This is a genomic window from Citrobacter sp. RHBSTW-00944, from assembly GCF_013615435.1.
In the GTDB taxonomy this organism is placed as follows: domain Bacteria; phylum Pseudomonadota; class Gammaproteobacteria; order Enterobacterales; family Enterobacteriaceae; genus Citrobacter; species Citrobacter braakii.
Genome location: NZ_CP055418.1, coordinates 487348 through 502505, shown reverse-complemented (window position 1 = coordinate 502505; position 15158 = coordinate 487348). Strand labels below are relative to the sequence as shown.

Below are 15158 nucleotides of genomic sequence, written 5' to 3'. Positions count from 1 at the left end.
CTTCTAATTCATCGTTTCCAAAATAAACTCTATTAAAACAATAAAATACAAAACAAACACTCAAGTAAACCATCCTGTCACGCTGTGATTTGCTCACATTTCCCCGCTGAACACCAAAAATCAATGCATTGCCTTCTTGAAAAAATGCTGTCAATATCAATCAAAACAAATCATAAATTGACTTAATCTGAATAAATATGAAGGTAAATGCGATGAGTAAAGTAAAAAGCATCACGCGTGAATCATGGATCCTGAGCACATTCCCGGAGTGGGGAAGTTGGCTGAATGAAGAGATCGAACAGGAGCAGGTCGCCCCGGGCACATTCGCTATGTGGTGGCTTGGCTGTACCGGCATCTGGCTGAAGTCGGAAGGCGGGACGAACATCTGCGTCGATTTCTGGTGCGGGACGGGTAAACAGAGTCACGGTAACCCGCTAATGAAAACCGGCCACCAGATGCAACGCATGGCTGGGGTGAAGAAACTGCAGCCAAACCTGCGCACCACGCCGTTTGTTCTTGATCCGTTTGCAATTCGACAGATCGATGCGGTGCTGGCGACACACGATCATAACGATCACATCGACGTGAATGTCGCGGCCGCCGTCATGCAAAACTGCGCCGATGACGTGCCATTTATCGGGCCGCAAACCTGTGTGGATCTGTGGATCGGTTGGGGTGTGCCAAAAGAGCGCTGCATCGTGGTAAAACCAGGCGATGTGGTGAAAGTGAAAGATATTGAAATTCATGCGCTTGACGCGTTTGATCGTACGGCATTAATCACGCTACCTGCCGATCAAAAAGCGGCAGGTGTGCTGCCGGATGGTATGGATGCACGTGCGGTAAACTACCTGTTCAAAACACCGGGCGGAACGCTGTACCACAGCGGAGACTCGCACTACTCTAACTACTACGCAAAGCATGGCAACGAGCACCAGATCGACGTTGCGCTCGGTTCCTATGGTGAGAATCCGCGCGGGATTACGGACAAAATGACCAGCTCCGACATGCTGCGCATGGCGGAAGCGTTGAATACGAAAGTGGTGATCCCTTTCCATCATGACATCTGGTCAAACTTCCAGGCCGACCCTCAGGAGATCCGCGTACTGTGGGAGATGAAAAAAGATCGACTGAAGTATGGCTTTAAGCCGTTTATCTGGCAGGTGGGCGGTAAGTTCACCTGGCCGTTGGACAAAGATAACTTTGAATATCACTATCCGCGCGGCTTTGATGACTGCTTCACGATTGAACCGGATCTGCCGTTTAAATCCTTCTTGTGACCCCTACAAAATGCCGGGCTATTCCGGCATTTTTTCCCATTTACTTTAGTATTTCCAGGCTATTTCAAATATCATCTTTTCAAATCAATTTGTATCGGAATAGCTCATGACTGAAGCACAAAGACATCAAATATTGCTGGATATGCTGGCGCAGTTGGGCTTTGTTACCGTTGAGAACGTGATTGAGCGTCTGGGGATTTCACCAGCCACAGCACGCCGGGACATCAATAAACTCGACGAAAGCGGCAAACTCAAGAAAGTCCGCAATGGCGCAGAAGCCATCACCCAGCAACGTCCGCGCTGGACACCTATGAATCTGCATCAGGCGCAGAACCACGATGAAAAAGTTCGTATTGCCAAGGCAGCATCCCAGCTTGTAAATGCGGGTGAAAGCGTGGTGATCAACTGCGGATCAACCGCCTTCCTGCTTGGTCGTGAAATGTGCGGCAAGCCGGTGCAGATCATCACCAATTATCTGCCGCTGGCGAACTATCTGATCGACCAGGAGCATGACAGCGTGATCATCATGGGAGGGCAATACAACAAAAGCCAGTCCATCACGCTTAGTCCGCAAGGCAGCGAAAATAGCCTGTATGCCGGACACTGGATGTTTACCAGCGGTAAAGGGTTGACCGCGGACGGACTGTATAAAACCGATATGCTAACCGCGATGGCTGAGCAGAAGATGCTTAACGTAGTGGGTAAACTGGTGGTGCTGGTCGATAGCAGTAAGGTCGGTGAACGCGCGGGGATGCTGTTCAGTCGCGCCGATCAAATCGATATGCTCATTACCGGCAAAAATGCTAACCCTGAGATTCTGCAACAACTTGAAGCTCAGGGCGTAAGCATCGTGCGCGTTTAAAGGTGCTGGCGAAAAAACGTTACCGTCGCTGCCAGCGCCTCTGGCGTGATGCGGTGGCGCACGCCCGCTTCCCACAGGCAGGTTAAATTGTTATCCAGCCCTGCCTGAATCAGCGCCTGCTGTAAGCGGAAGGTTTCAACCGCGGGCACCACATCGTCCTCCTGTCCATGCCACAACAGCAACGGTCTGTCGGCCAGGCGTTGTAGCTGATGCGTAACGTCCCATTCGGCGAGCGGTGCGATAACGGCATCGAACTCTGCCTGCTGCTCTGGCGTCTGGACCCGTAAAGGGGGAAAAAGCGTTTGTGCAAGACGGGTAAAATAGCCCGAACCCATCAGGCTGGCTACACATTTAACCTCGGGATGGCGGGCCATAATGCCCAACGCCGTCATGCCTCCCATCGACGCCCCCGCAACAGCAAGTCTTTCATCTGATAGCCAATTTTCCGCCACCAGCGCCGCACGTAACGTCGTAAACTCCTGCATGCTTTGCTGCAATATATGCCAGAAGCGGAACATTCGCTCCTGAGCATCACCGTTGAAGCGGGCACCATGGTCAGGCGCATCGGGCATGACAACCCGGAATCCGGCCTGAGCCAGAGCAACGGCAAAATAGCTATAGACCAGACTTGAAGATGTAAACCCGTGATAGAAAATAATGCAAGGGAGTGAACACTCGCGTTTACCAGCCGGAACGGCGTGCAGGACAGGGATACCAGCCAACTGTCGTGTTTCAATTTCAATCATTTGTCGCCTCTTTTTTTCTGGTATGCCATGCAGCAATACTTAACGCAAGCGAATGTGTTCGGCAATGATTCATAATGTTGAGAACTGGGTTACGCTTTCGCAACATTTTCATTCGAAAATCGCGTGAGAGATAACACTTCGGGAACATTCCCCTAAAGGGAAATTGATAAGGCACTACACTATGGCTATCAGGAAACGAGATAGAGTTATGCGTCGGTTTGCCTCTTTATTGCTGGTGATGCTTTTAAGCGCCTGTAGCGTGCTACAGGGAACGCCGCAACCCGCACCGCCCGTTGCCGACCACCCGCAGGAGATCCGCCGTGACCAGAGTAATGGGTTACAGCGAATAGGAACGGTCAGCGCACTGGTAAGAGGCTCTCCGGATGATGTGCTGGCAGAGATCCGTGACAAAGCCGTCGCAGCTAAAGCTGATTACTACGTGGTTTTATTAGTGGATGAAACCATCGTGACAGGCCAATGGTATTCACAGGCTATTTTGTATCGTAAATAACATTGGGTTGGAATTTAGTCAGCTTTACATTGCTTTGCGCCGCTATGCGTTTACCTGTGCACAATAAACCAACAGCAGGAAGCTTGAGGTTTATGATCGCGATGGAATGCCCTGCCGTGTGTAGGGGTACGAATAATGGAGCTGACGATGAAACAATCACTTGCCTTATCCTCACTGCTGCTTTCTGCCGGACTGGTAGTTACTACGGCGCAGTCTGCCGAGTTCGCCAGTGCTGACTGCGTTACAGGCCTGAACGAAATTGGCCTGATATCTGTCAGTAACATTGCAGGGAATCCGCAGGATGTAGAACGAGTAGTCGCGTTAAAAGCGGATGAACAGGGTGCCTCATGGTATCGGATCATTCAGATGTACGAAGACCAGCAGCCCGACAACTGGCGCGTACAGGCCATACTCTATGCTTAACAGATCGCCGGATGGCGTAAACTTATCCGGCCTACATTGAATGTAGGCATGATAAGGCGCGCCAGCGTCGCCATCAGGCATATTATTACCGTAATCCCCCCGTTGCCCGCAGGAGCAAGTCGTTCAGCACCTGCTCGGACAATCGTAGTCCACCACGCGTATCGAGCATCATTTGACACCAGGCCTGCGCCACTGGCGGAGAGGCATAGCGCAACATCTGCGCCCCGCAACCGAGCAGGAAAAGCTGCTGTGTAATCTCCCGTCCCAACTCCTCGCTGGGTTTACGTAAACGCTGCTGTAGTTGACGTACCCTTCGATCGTAATGTCGGTCTTGCCCTTTTACCTCAGCAAAGGCTTCGCTGAGCATATCGTATATGCCGGGTTGTTTTGTCAGCACCCGCAATACATCGAGGCACATAATGTTGCCAGAGCCCTCCCAGATACTGTTTACCGGCATCTCACGATACAGGCGCGGCAATTCACTCTCCTCGCAGTAGCCAATCCCGCCGAGCACTTCCATCGCCTCTGCAACAAACGGCATACCGGCCTTGCAAACAGAGAATTTCGCTGCTGGTGTGAACAACCTGGCCCACAGAGATTCTTGGGCATCAGCGCGACGGTCCCAGGCCCGCGCCAGTCGGAACAGTAACGCCGTCTGACCTTCCAGTTGGAGCGCCATCCGACCTAATACCTGGCGCATCATCGGTTGTTCGATCAATGGTTTGCCAAAAACCTGTCGCTGGTGCGCATGGTAAATCGCGACGGAAAAAGCACGTCGCATCATGCCATGACTGCCGAGCGCACAGTCAAAACGCGTCATCCCGCCCATTTTCAGGATATGACGTATACCTTCCCCTTCTTCACCCAATAGCCAGCCAATCGCATCATGGAATTCAACCTCGCAGCTGGCGTTGGAGCGATTGCCTAACTTATCTTTCAGCCGCTCCAGACGAATAGCATTACGCTGCCCGTCGGGTAAAAATCGCGGTACAAAAAAGCAGGATAAACCTCCCTTTGCCTGAGCCAGCACCAGATGGGCATCGCTTTGCGGCACGGAGAAAAACCACTTATGTCCCACCAGCCGATACGAGCCGTCTGTAAGACGTTCTGCCTGAGTGGTATTGCTCAACACATCTGACCCCCCCTGCTTCTCGGTCATTCCCATGCCGATCAATAACCCACGCTTTTGCCCTCCGGGCAGTAAATGCGAGTCATAACGGTCGCTTAGCAGCGGCGTAAACCAGTCGTGAAAGGGGGCAGGTAACATCTGAAGTAACAACGGCGTGGCGGCAAAAGTCATGGTAACCGGACACAACGTGCCCGCTTCCACCTGAGCATGCAGCATGAAACGGGCCGCCCGGGCGACAAATGTTCCCTGCCTCGCGTCTTCTTCCCAGGCCAGATTATGTACGCGATTGGCGCACAATCCCTGCATCAGTAAATGCCAGGCAGGATGAAAACGCACATCATCCAGCCGCTGACCCTGCGAGTCGTAGCGCAACAACTCGGGTGGAAAAGCATTGGCCAGACGGCCAAGCTCGAGCGACTCGGCAGTCCCTAGTTGCTGACCAATACTGGCGAGAAGATCGCTATCCCAGCCAGCGCCTTCACGGATAACCGCTTCACACAGCGCGCCATCGGACAGATATAAGTTGCTGTTATTGAGCGGTACAGGTTGGTTAAAAACGGTATGCGTTTGCCAGTGCATTGTGTCTCCCTCCGTCAATGGCCGTCACCTTAAGTATGGTCAGAACCACATTATTCGCGACGGAGGGAGATCACAAAAGCACGGTTAGCCCGCAATATAGTGAGGAACAAAGCGAGAAGTATCTTTCGTGATCAACGTATTATCTTCGCGGATCCCCATGCCACACGCTTCATCATCCACGATCCAACTGCCAATCAGCGTATAGCTATCACCAAAACGCGGTAGCGCCTGAAATGCCTGATAGATCATCGGCTCTTCGGCGTAGTCGCCCTCAGCGTGTTCGACGATATGTTGCTGACCATCAAAAATGGTGACGTTTCCCCCTTCACGGGAGAATATGGGTTTACGCACATAGCTTTCACCCTGCGCAATTTGCGGTACTTCTCCGTCGAACCAAGCTGGCAGTAGGTTGGGATGATTGGGGAAAAAACGCCACAGCAATGGCATCAACCCTTTATTACTGAGCACACTTTTCCACAACGGTTCAACCCACTGCTCGCGACGATGGCAAAGCAAGGGACCATTTTCATCTCGCATCATCCATTCCAGGGGATAGAGCTTAAAAGCGCGACGAATCACATTGTCATCCAGGTCCGTGAGCACACCGCCGACGCCAAGCCCCAGTTCTTCAATATACATAAACCGCGATTCTTGCCCTGCCTGCTGCGCGCAATCCTGTAAATACAGCACGGTAGTGCGATCTTCATCGGTATCTTCACAGCAGCAGAAGTAGAAGGGTTCCTGGCTATAAAGTTCCGCAAAACGGGATATAAGCCGTTCCTGAATGGCATTATACTGGTCGGCATCGCGTGGGATAACGCCGTTACGACGCGCATCTTCCAGCCATAGCCACTGAAAATACGCCGACTCATAGAGCGACGTTGGCGTATCAGCATTGTATTCCAGCAGCTTGACCGGGGAGTTATTTCCGCACCAGACAAAATCCATGCGGCCGTACAGAGAGGGATCACGATTGCGCCAGCTTTCGGCAATAACGTCCCAGTACAGCGGCGGGATCGCCAGTTGCTGCATAATCTGTTCGTCGTTAACTGCTCGTTCGACAACGTCCAGACACATCTGGTGCAGTTCCGCAGTGGGCTTTTCGATCTGCTCTTCCACTTGCCGAAGCGTAAAGCGGTATGCCCGGCTCTCATCCCAATAAATCTCATTGTCGATGATATGAAAATCAAAACCGTGATCGTAAGCGATCCGGTTCAGATCCCGGCGTATAGGGACATCATGTCGCAGCATCGTTAACCTCCCCAGTGCCCACGTGCGCTGGATGATCTTCCATAGCCGCCACGAGAAACCGTCGATACTTTCTTCGTCGTATAAGTATGGGTGGTAGCGGTATCATTTTTTCCGCTGCCGGAACGCCAGCCATACTCTCCCGAAGTCGTACGCCAGACCGGGCGCGAAGCATATGAAGAACCGCCGCTGCTGTAAACATACTGTTCATCGCGATCTTTGCGAATCATCCTGGTGAGTAAAAACCCGGTGACCACAGGTACCCAGCTCTGAGCCGTGCTATCGAGATAACAGTCACCAAACTGTGCCTGACAACTCTCCTTACTCATTTGCTTTGGCAAGCTGGCATAGAATTCAGCTTTCGCGTTGTTCCAGCCATCGGTACAAACGGTGGCGCTATTGCCATCATCAATGCATTCACTCACCGTTGAGTAAAATTTACCGTCGCCATCATTATCGGTATCGGCGTCGTCTGCACATCCTTTAAGAATAAAAAATGCCGCGCCGCCCATAATAGCCAGCGTCAGATATTTGCCGCTGTAACGGCTACGTTTTTTTTCAAAGGGATTAATCGGGCGGTTAATCCGCGTAATAGCAGAATGCCCCACCACCTTGTTTTTGCTTCCTGATTTACGTTTTCTTGCCATGATCGTCCATTACCATGTCATGCAGGCGGGGCCTTGTTGATCAAATCCAAAGTTGGATGGTCGCTCCCCAACCCGCCGGGCGGGCTTAGTTGACAGCCTGCCGAATAGGCATACCAAGCCCTATGACCTTGTTCATGACTTTCACCCCGGCCAGGATCTCACCCACCTGGGCGTTGTAGCTCCGCAGACTCAGTTTCGGACCGATGAGCTGCTTGAAGCGATACATGGCGGTCTCAGCTATCGAGCGCTGATGATAGCCAGAGTCCTTTTTCCATTGCTCCAGTTCTCCTGCCTTGAGCGCGGCAACCGCCTCGTTGCGTGGATGGCCTGTCTTCCAGAATGCCGCATTTTTTCTCGGCGGTATGGTGGCCTTGGCGCCCTTCTTTTGCAGTAGGGCATAACAGGCTCTGGTGTCATAGGCACCATCGGCGCTGACTTGTTCTATCTTGCGGCGCAAGGGGTTGAGCAGCGTGGGCAACACCTCGTTATCGCCCACCGTTTCCAGGCTGACTTCGGCTGCAACGATGGCATGGGTCGCCGCATCTACGGCCAGGTGAAGCTTGCGCCAGACGCGGCGTTTCTCCTTGCCGTGCTTGCGAATTTTCCATTCGCCTTCGCCATAGACCTTGAGTCCGGTGGCATCGATGACCAGGTGAGCCACTGGGCCATGGCTCGGTAGGCGGTACTTGATTTCGACCGTCTTGGCGCGCTTGCTGATACAGCTGTAGTCCGGCGACTGTAAGGGCACCTTCATCAGCTTGAACAGCGAGTTGATGAAGCCTTCCAAGGCACGCAGCGGTAGCTTGAATACCGCCTTGAGCATCAGCGCGGTTTCAATGGCGGAGTCGCTGTAATGGAAGCCTCGCCCTCGGCGGCCATGATGGGTTTGGCAATGCCACTGCTGGATGGCTTGCTCATCCATCCAGACGGTCAACGAACCACGTTGCACCAAGGCTTGGTTGTACTGTTTCCAGTTGCTGATCTTGTGCTTGGACTTGCCCATCTGGCGCTCCCGGTGGTGAACCTAAGAGATCAGATCACCAAACTGCGGGATAGTTCCCTGATTTGAGCAACAACGCCTGCAGGCGGCGTTAAAAATGCCTCCCGCCAGCGCAGCGGTTCCCATAAATAATCCCGCGGCGCTATTGTGATTAATGATTTTTTCACTCAGCGTCGGCATATATAAGCGCACACCGCCGTAAATAACGAGTTGAACTACCAGTGCAATACCACCCCAGGCAAAATAATCTGGAATGCTAACAGCATTAATTGCCGCACTGGATAGCGGAATAACGTAACCAAGCAAGGTTCCACTAAATGCCAGCGACGCTGCCGTATTATTATTTTTGATAAGTTGCCATTCATTGTGCGGCGTTATTTTCGAATAAATAAAAAGGAAAATTATCACCATGGCTACACCAATAAAAAAATAGGCGAAAAAAGCCAATAATGAATCCAGTATATGCATTGTAACCGTCCCTGAAATTAACCAATAATATTGATTGATGTTAAAGAAATATCGATGCCCAACGCCCGGGAGAATACCCACTCAGGTTCTCCCTGCTCATTAAATGACTCTTCACCGTTTAACAGCAGGTATTCCCAGGTATTATCTTCCACCTGTCGCTGGTAGCCCATGGTAAAATTGTGCACTTCCCATGTGGCGTGCTGCTGGTTTTCCACCTTTTCCAGCATATAAACCGGTTCAATATTCCCCGGTTCTTCATCGTTAAAAAAGCGCTGCCAACGTTCTTCCTGCCAGCTAAGTGTTGGCGTACCTATCACTGACGGGCTAATGGCAGACTGCCAGTGTTTTTTTTGCGAAATCCCGTAACTTTCTTCATAAACAAAGAGTTTGATATCGTCGATATCATCGATATCTTCTCCACCGGAGGTATTGATTTGCAAAAACTCCTCTCCAGACGTGTAGTAGCGGAAAATCTGACTTCCACCACCTAAATCAATGTGGCTGACGGCTGCAACGGTGTACTCTTCACCCGGCAATTCAATCAATAAAGCTTCTTCTAACAGGCGAAATGCCAATGTATCGATCGTGAATCCTGCATTCAGATGTAACCCCAACGGCCCACGAACTGGCGCAACAGCAGCGGCCTTACCAAATAAACGTTGGAAAAAACTTGTCATCATTTATCCTCGATCTCCAGCCAGGCAATCTCCTTCGCCAGAATGCGGCTATTACCAATCAGATGTAGCCACATTCCTCCTTTTACCTCCGTCGAGATGACCGGGTTCAATTCCATACCACGACCATTTTTACAGGTGCTAATGCCCAACACGGTTGCATCATGGCGGAGCTTCATATAACGCATTAAATTGCCATAACGAATTGAAGTCACCTCTTCCGGAATCGGTACGGCAAAACCCGTGTCGCCCAGCATAGGATTCATAATGGATGCAACCGACTGGGAAGAACCAGGATCCTGAATGGATCGAGAAATTTGTTCAGCAGAGAGATTGCGTACAATTTCAATGCGCGGACAATGCACCTCAAGCAATCCTGCGTAACGCTCATCTTCCATATAAGCAACAACATGGCACTGATCAGGGATCGAATCAGCCAGCGAAAGTGCGATGGTAAACGTAAGTTCATCCGTACGGGCAAAGATGATAGCGCTCTGGCACGTGCATAACCCCATACGAGCATGCTCATGTGCGTCATTAAAATTACGAATACGAATGAAATCAACCCAGTGATTCCCCTGCAAAGGATGTTGAATATCATCCGATTCACACAGGAGCACCCGCTCGAAAGCACGCCGGGTGTCATACAACAGCAGCGATATCATTTTTTCCGTCTGGTGGCCGCGCCAGCCAACCACCAGTATATGATTGCGCAAATGACGATAATCCCCCATCCCCATCATTCCTTTTGCTAACAGTCCTTGTACCATGCCAATAACCTTACCCATTAATGCGCCGAATAATCCAACGCTGACTGGGATCTGCCAGAGAGCGGTAAAAACTCGCCCTTCTGCTGTCTGCGGACTAAGGTCGCCGAACCCCAGCGTAGAACCCACGACCGAGCAGTAATAGATAAAATCGCTCAGGCGACCAACCAGCATCTCTTCGCCCAGTAACCTCAGCACCAGGTAACAAAACAGGTACTGCCCTACAAATAGCCCAATCAAAGCAGGCCAGGTCAGTCTTGAGAGATTCCGTTGGCATATTTTGATGACCCAAGTGAACAGCATTACTTGCCTTGCTGCCGTTGCAGTCGCGCCAGAACATCCTGAGCAGAGCTTTTATTAGTTGCGCCAATGCCTGCCTCTGCCAGTTTTTCGTCAAGGTCACGCCCATCTGCAACTTTCTCAAGCTGTGCGGCCGCATCCAGGCGGGCCTGACGCTCTGTCTGGCGTGTTTGCAAACGCTTGAGCGACTCCGCCGCCGTAGAGACACTGGAAGACGCGCCGACAGTCGATGTGGTTACGGCCTGTTGGGCACGCTGCATCGCTTCCGTTGCCTTTACCACCTCAAGCTGCTGTTCAAACTGCGCAATCCGCTGCGCGGTGGCATTAACCGCTTTTTCAACGCCATCACGAGAGATTTCAAGGTTAGTAAGCACTTGCTCCTCGGCGGTTATGACATTCTCCAGACGAGCAATCTCTTCCGCAACTTCGTTAATCAGAGACGGATTAGCATTTTTACTCAGCGCCTCAAGTGCCCGGTTTTCCAGACTGGCCTTGCGCTCGCGCAGATCGTTTAATTTATCGTTGCTCAACTTCACGCGCGCCAGCAAGTCAACCCGTGATTTTCCGGCTTTATCCAGTTCACCTTTCGCATCGCGAATATGCTGTTCCAGCATCCGCACCCCCTGCGCTTCTTCGATTGACTCTTCCGCTTGCGAAAGCACAGACTTGCCGAGAGTAAACAGGCTTTTCAAAATTCCCATAAATAGCGTTCCTTGTTATTCGTAAGTGTATTCTTCAGTTATTTCAGCGAGATCCAGCGCGTTATCTGCAAGCGTAGTCATCTCCAGAACCACATCATCCAACGATGAATTAAGCGAGAGGGCGCCAAATGCGACGTAATATTCTTCATGCTGAACGCGAGAAATTCCCACAGAAGACAAAGGAAGGATTTTTTGATTACGTAATAAGAAAATATTAAATTCATCCTGATCATGAATACTACTAACAGAACAAATAACGGTTTCTATAATAATTTGGCGGGAAGTGAATAGAACACTGAGCGACAAATCACCAAAATCATTCATTTTGACCATTAATGATTGTTCGTTATATTCAGTATTTATATTTAATTCAGGAAGAGTTTGTAGTGCTTTAGCAAGCAACTGCGGAGTCCATGCCATATATTTTCCATATATTAGTTAGTTAAAAATAAATAAAATAAATATCATTTTCCACTATTTATCATACTTGTTTAAGATAAAAAAAAGCCATCCAAATCTGGATGGCTTTTTCCGAAAAATAAGTTTAGCCGCGCTGGCGTACAGCCTCAAACAGGCAGATGCCCGTCGCAACTGAAACGTTCAGCGACGAAACGCTCCCAGCCATCGGGATGCTGATCAGTTCGTCACAGTGTTCGCGGGTCAAACGACGCATACCTTCACCCTCTGCGCCCATCACCAGCGCCAGACGTCCGGTCATTTTGCTCTGGTAGAGAGTATGGTCAGCTTCACCTGCGGTTCCGACGATCCAGATATTCTCTTCCTGCAGCATACGCATAGTGCGCGCCAGGTTGGTCACACGGATCAGCGGTACGCTTTCTGCCGCGCCGCAGGCCACTTTTTTCGCCGTTGCATTCAACTGCGCAGAACGATCCTTCGGTACGATAACAGCATGGACGCCAGCAGCATCGGCGCTACGCAGGCATGCCCCCAGGTTATGCGGATCGGTAACACCATCGAGGATCAAAAAGAACGGCTGATCGAGCGTAGCAATCAGATCCGGCAGATCGTTTTCCTGATACTGACGACCCGGCTTCACGCGAGCAATAATTCCCTGATGTACCGCACCCTCGCTTTTCTCATCCAGGAACTGGCGGTTAGCCAGCTGAATGACAACACCCTGTGCTTCCAGTGCGTGGATCAGCGGCAGCAGGCGTTTATCTTCACGACCTTTGAGAATAAAGACGTCCTGGAAGCGCTCAGGCGCACGTTCCAGCAGAGCCTGCACCGCATGGATGCCGTAAATCATTTCACTCATGAATGTACTCGTTAATAGTTTATGCGTAACGCGGGCAACGCGAGGTTGCCCGACTTACTGTTTATGGCTGTTATTGCGCGACTTTCTTTTTCGTCGCGCGTTTAGCTTTGGTGGCGGCAGCGATTTTAAGCGTTTTTGCCGATGGCTTTTTCGCTTTTTTATCGCCTTTCTTCTCAGCCGTTTTTTTATCCGCCTGAGGTTTGGCTCTGCCTTTCTTCTCGCCGCGGAAAGCGCTATCCGGCTCGAAATTTACTTTTTTGCCCATCTGACGACGCTTACCGGTATTTTTACCCGCATCGCTTTTTTTCGCTTTTTCACGCGCGGTTTTACCTTCATTGCGCGGTGCACGTTCGCTGGAGATCAAACTGAAGTCGATTTTACGCTCGTCCATGTTGACCGCTTCCACGCGAACTTCCACGCGATCGCCCAGGCGATACATTTGACCGCTGGATTCCCCCGTCAGACGCTGCCCAACCTGGTCAAAACGATAGTAGTCGTTATCCAGGGAGGAGACATGCACCAGACCGTCGATAAACAGCTCATCAAGACGGACGAAGAAACCAAACCCGGTAACGCTGGCGATCACGCCTTTGAAGACATTACCTACCTGATCCAGCATAAAGTCGCACTTCAGCCAGTCAGAGACGTCGCGTGTGGCTTCGTCAGCACGGCGCTCGGCCATCGAACAGTGTTGACCCAGCTGCAGCATCTCTTCCATCGAATAATGGTAGCCACCCGTTTCCGTGGTGTTGCCTTTATGGCCCTGCTCCTGCGCCAGCAGATACTTAATCGCCCGGTGCAAGGAGAGATCCGGGTAACGACGGATCGGCGAGGTAAAGTGTGCATAAGACTGCAACGCAAGACCAAAGTGACCGCGGTTTTCCGGATCGTAAATCGCCTGCTTCATTGAACGCAGCAGCATAGTTTGCAGCATTTCTGCGTCAGGACGGTCAGCAATCGACTCCAGCAGTTCAGCGTAATCACGCGGCTCGGGTTTATTACCGCCGGGCAGCTCCAGCCCCAGCTCCGCCAACACCGAACGGAACGAATTAATCGCTTCGGTCGTCGGCTTATCGTGAATGCGGAACAGTGCCGGCTCTTTGGCTTTCTCAACGAATCGCGCCGCTGAGATGTTCGCCATGATCATGCACTCTTCAATCAGTTTGTGCGCGTCATTACGCTGCGTCTGCTCAATACGCTCAATACGGCGTTCAGCATTGAAGATAAACTTCGCTTCTTCACTTTCAAACGAGATACCGCCACGCTCTTCACGCGCTTTATCCAGCACTTTGTAGAGGTTATGCAGCTCTTCAATGTGTTTAACCAACGGCGCGTACTGCTCACGCAGTTCCTGATCGCCCTGCAGCATGTGCCAGACCTTGGTGTAGGTCAGACGCGCATGGGAGCTCATAACCGCTTCGTAGAATTTAAAGCCTGTTAAGCGGCCTTTCGACGAAATGGTCATTTCACAGACCATACACAGCCTGTCCACCTGCGGGTTGAGCGAACACAATCCGTTAGACAGCACTTCCGGTAGCATCGGAACAACCTGCGATGGGAAGTAGACGGATGTGCCACGGCTGCGCGCTTCCTGGTCCAGCGGAGTCGGCGGGCGAACGTAATAGCTTACGTCAGCAATCGCCACCCATAAACGCCAGCCGCCGCCGCGCTTCTTCTCGCAGTAAACCGCATCATCGAAGTCACGCGCATCTTCGCCATCGATAGTGACCAGCGGCAGGGAGCGCAGATCGACACGTCCGGCTTTCGCTTCTTCCGGCACTTCTTCTTTCAGTCCGGCGACCTGTTTTTCGACCGCCTGAGGCCAGATATACGGGATTTCATGAGTACGCAGAGCCATATCAACGGCCATGCTGGTTCCCATGTTGTCGCCCAGGACTTCAACAATTTTACCCACCGCTTTAGTGCGACGCGTCGGACGCTGGGTCAGCTCAACCACGACCACAAAACCCATACGAGCACCCATCACCTCTTCCGGCGGGATCAGGATATCAAAGCTCAGGCGGCTGTCGTCAGGGACGACAAACCCAACGCCAGCGTCGGTGAAGTAGCGACCGACAATCTGGCTGGTTTTCGGCACCAGTACGCGCACAATACGCGCTTCGCGACGACCTTTACGGTCCGCGCCCAGCGGCTGTGCCAACACCTGATCGCCATGAATGCAGGTTTTCATCTGCTCGCTGGACAGGTACAGGTCATCTTTGCGGCCTTCAACGCGCAGAAAGCCGTAGCCATCACGGTGGCCAATAACGGTACCTTTCAGCAGGTCAAGACGCTCCGGCAGCGCATAGCACTGACGACGAGTGAAGACCAGTTGCCCGTCACGCTCCATGGCGCGCAGGCGGCGACGCAGCGCTTCTTGCTGCTCTTCACCTTCAATGTTGAGTTCAGCGGCCAGCTCATCGCGGTTGGCCGGTTTTTCACGTTTAGTTAAATGTTCGAGGATAAATTCCCGGCTCGGGATAGGATTCGCGTATTTTTCTGCTTCGCGTTCCTGGAAAGGATCTTGTGACATCGAGGTTCCTCCATTGT

General features: G+C 51.5%; 16 protein-coding genes. 4 read left to right on the top strand and 12 right to left on the bottom strand.

The genetic code is table 11. The features are described 5' to 3' along the window. The first annotated feature begins 212 nt into the window (after positions 1-212). Both ulaG and ulaR read left to right on the top strand, forming a co-directional pair. A complete protein-coding gene (ulaG, locus tag HV334_RS02385) occupies positions 213-1277 on the top strand; it encodes an L-ascorbate 6-phosphate lactonase (RefSeq protein ID WP_016151424.1) in 1065 nt (354 codons plus the stop codon). A 106-nt stretch (positions 1278-1383) separates the two neighbouring features. After that, positions 1384-2139, top strand: coding sequence for an HTH-type transcriptional regulator UlaR (ulaR, locus tag HV334_RS02380; protein WP_016151423.1), 756 nt, complete (start codon positions 1384-1386; stop codon positions 2137-2139). Here ulaR and yjfP read toward each other — a convergent pair. Beyond that, the gene (yjfP, locus tag HV334_RS02375; RefSeq protein WP_049282115.1) at positions 2136-2885 is read right to left on the bottom strand and encodes an esterase; all 750 of its coding nucleotides are present in this window, start codon (positions 2883-2885) and stop codon (positions 2136-2138) included. The genes ulaR and yjfP overlap by 4 nt on opposite strands. Before the next feature lie 181 nt (positions 2886-3066). On the opposite strand from yjfP, the gene bsmA reads away from it, so the two are divergent. Together bsmA and yjfN are read left to right on the top strand one after the other, a co-directional pair. Then, positions 3067-3396: a biofilm peroxide resistance protein BsmA gene (gene bsmA, locus HV334_RS02370; RefSeq protein WP_181221126.1), complete on the top strand. Its 330-nt coding sequence runs from the start codon at positions 3067-3069 to the stop codon at positions 3394-3396. A 147-nt stretch (positions 3397-3543) separates the two neighbouring features. Beyond that, positions 3544-3819, top strand: a complete 276-nt coding sequence (gene yjfN, locus HV334_RS02365; RefSeq protein ID WP_181221125.1) for a DUF1471 family protease activator YjfN — start codon at positions 3544-3546, stop codon at positions 3817-3819. Between the two features lie 85 nt (positions 3820-3904). On the opposite strand, the gene HV334_RS02360 is transcribed toward yjfN, so the two are convergent. The 11 genes from HV334_RS02360 to rnr form a co-directional block, all read right to left on the bottom strand. Next, entirely contained in the window at positions 3905-5527 is a 1623-nt protein-coding gene (locus HV334_RS02360) for an isovaleryl-CoA dehydrogenase (protein ID WP_047358896.1), read from the bottom strand. 84 nt (positions 5528-5611) lie between these two features. Then, positions 5612-6778: a glutathionylspermidine synthase family protein gene (locus tag HV334_RS02355; protein ID WP_149381752.1), complete on the bottom strand. Its 1167-nt coding sequence runs from the start codon at positions 6776-6778 to the stop codon at positions 5612-5614. Positions 6779-6780: 2 nt separating this feature from the next. Next, positions 6781-7422 carry a DUF1190 domain-containing protein gene (locus HV334_RS02350; protein ID WP_181221124.1) on the bottom strand — a complete coding sequence of 214 codons (642 nt, stop codon included), beginning with the start codon at positions 7420-7422 and terminating at the stop codon, positions 6781-6783. An 85-nt stretch (positions 7423-7507) separates the two neighbouring features. Continuing rightward, positions 7508-8425, bottom strand: a complete 918-nt coding sequence (locus tag HV334_RS02345; protein WP_028016400.1) for an IS5-like element ISEc35 family transposase — start codon at positions 8423-8425, stop codon at positions 7508-7510. A 21-nt stretch (positions 8426-8446) separates the two neighbouring features. Further along, positions 8447-8890 carry a DUF350 domain-containing protein gene (locus HV334_RS02340; RefSeq protein ID WP_181221123.1) on the bottom strand — a complete coding sequence of 148 codons (444 nt, stop codon included), beginning with the start codon at positions 8888-8890 and terminating at the stop codon, positions 8447-8449. A gap of 17 nt (positions 8891-8907) precedes the next feature. After that, the gene (locus HV334_RS02335; RefSeq protein ID WP_181221839.1) at positions 8908-9567 is read right to left on the bottom strand and encodes a YjfK family protein; all 660 of its coding nucleotides are present in this window, start codon (positions 9565-9567) and stop codon (positions 8908-8910) included. Further along, complete coding sequence (locus HV334_RS02330) at positions 9567-10634, bottom strand: potassium channel family protein (protein WP_181221122.1); 1068 nt, start codon at positions 10632-10634, stop codon at positions 9567-9569. The genes HV334_RS02335 and HV334_RS02330 overlap by 1 nt, the downstream gene beginning before the upstream one ends. Then, a complete protein-coding gene (locus HV334_RS02325; RefSeq protein WP_181221121.1) occupies positions 10634-11332 on the bottom strand; it encodes a PspA/IM30 family protein in 699 nt (232 codons plus the stop codon). Before HV334_RS02325 ends, HV334_RS02330 begins: the two co-directional genes overlap by 1 nt. Positions 11333-11347: 15 nt before the next feature. Beyond that, positions 11348-11752 carry a DUF2170 family protein gene (locus tag HV334_RS02320; RefSeq protein ID WP_149381742.1) on the bottom strand — a complete coding sequence of 135 codons (405 nt, stop codon included), beginning with the start codon at positions 11750-11752 and terminating at the stop codon, positions 11348-11350. 124 nt (positions 11753-11876) lie between these two features. Next, on the bottom strand, positions 11877-12608 hold the full coding sequence (gene rlmB / locus HV334_RS02315; protein ID WP_003830482.1) for a 23S rRNA (guanosine(2251)-2'-O)-methyltransferase RlmB: 732 nt from the start codon (positions 12606-12608) through the stop codon (positions 11877-11879). Positions 12609-12678: 70 nt separating this feature from the next. Next, positions 12679-15141, bottom strand: a complete 2463-nt coding sequence (gene rnr / locus HV334_RS02310) for a ribonuclease R (RefSeq protein WP_047500007.1) — start codon at positions 15139-15141, stop codon at positions 12679-12681. Positions 15142-15158: the final 17 nt, after the last annotated feature.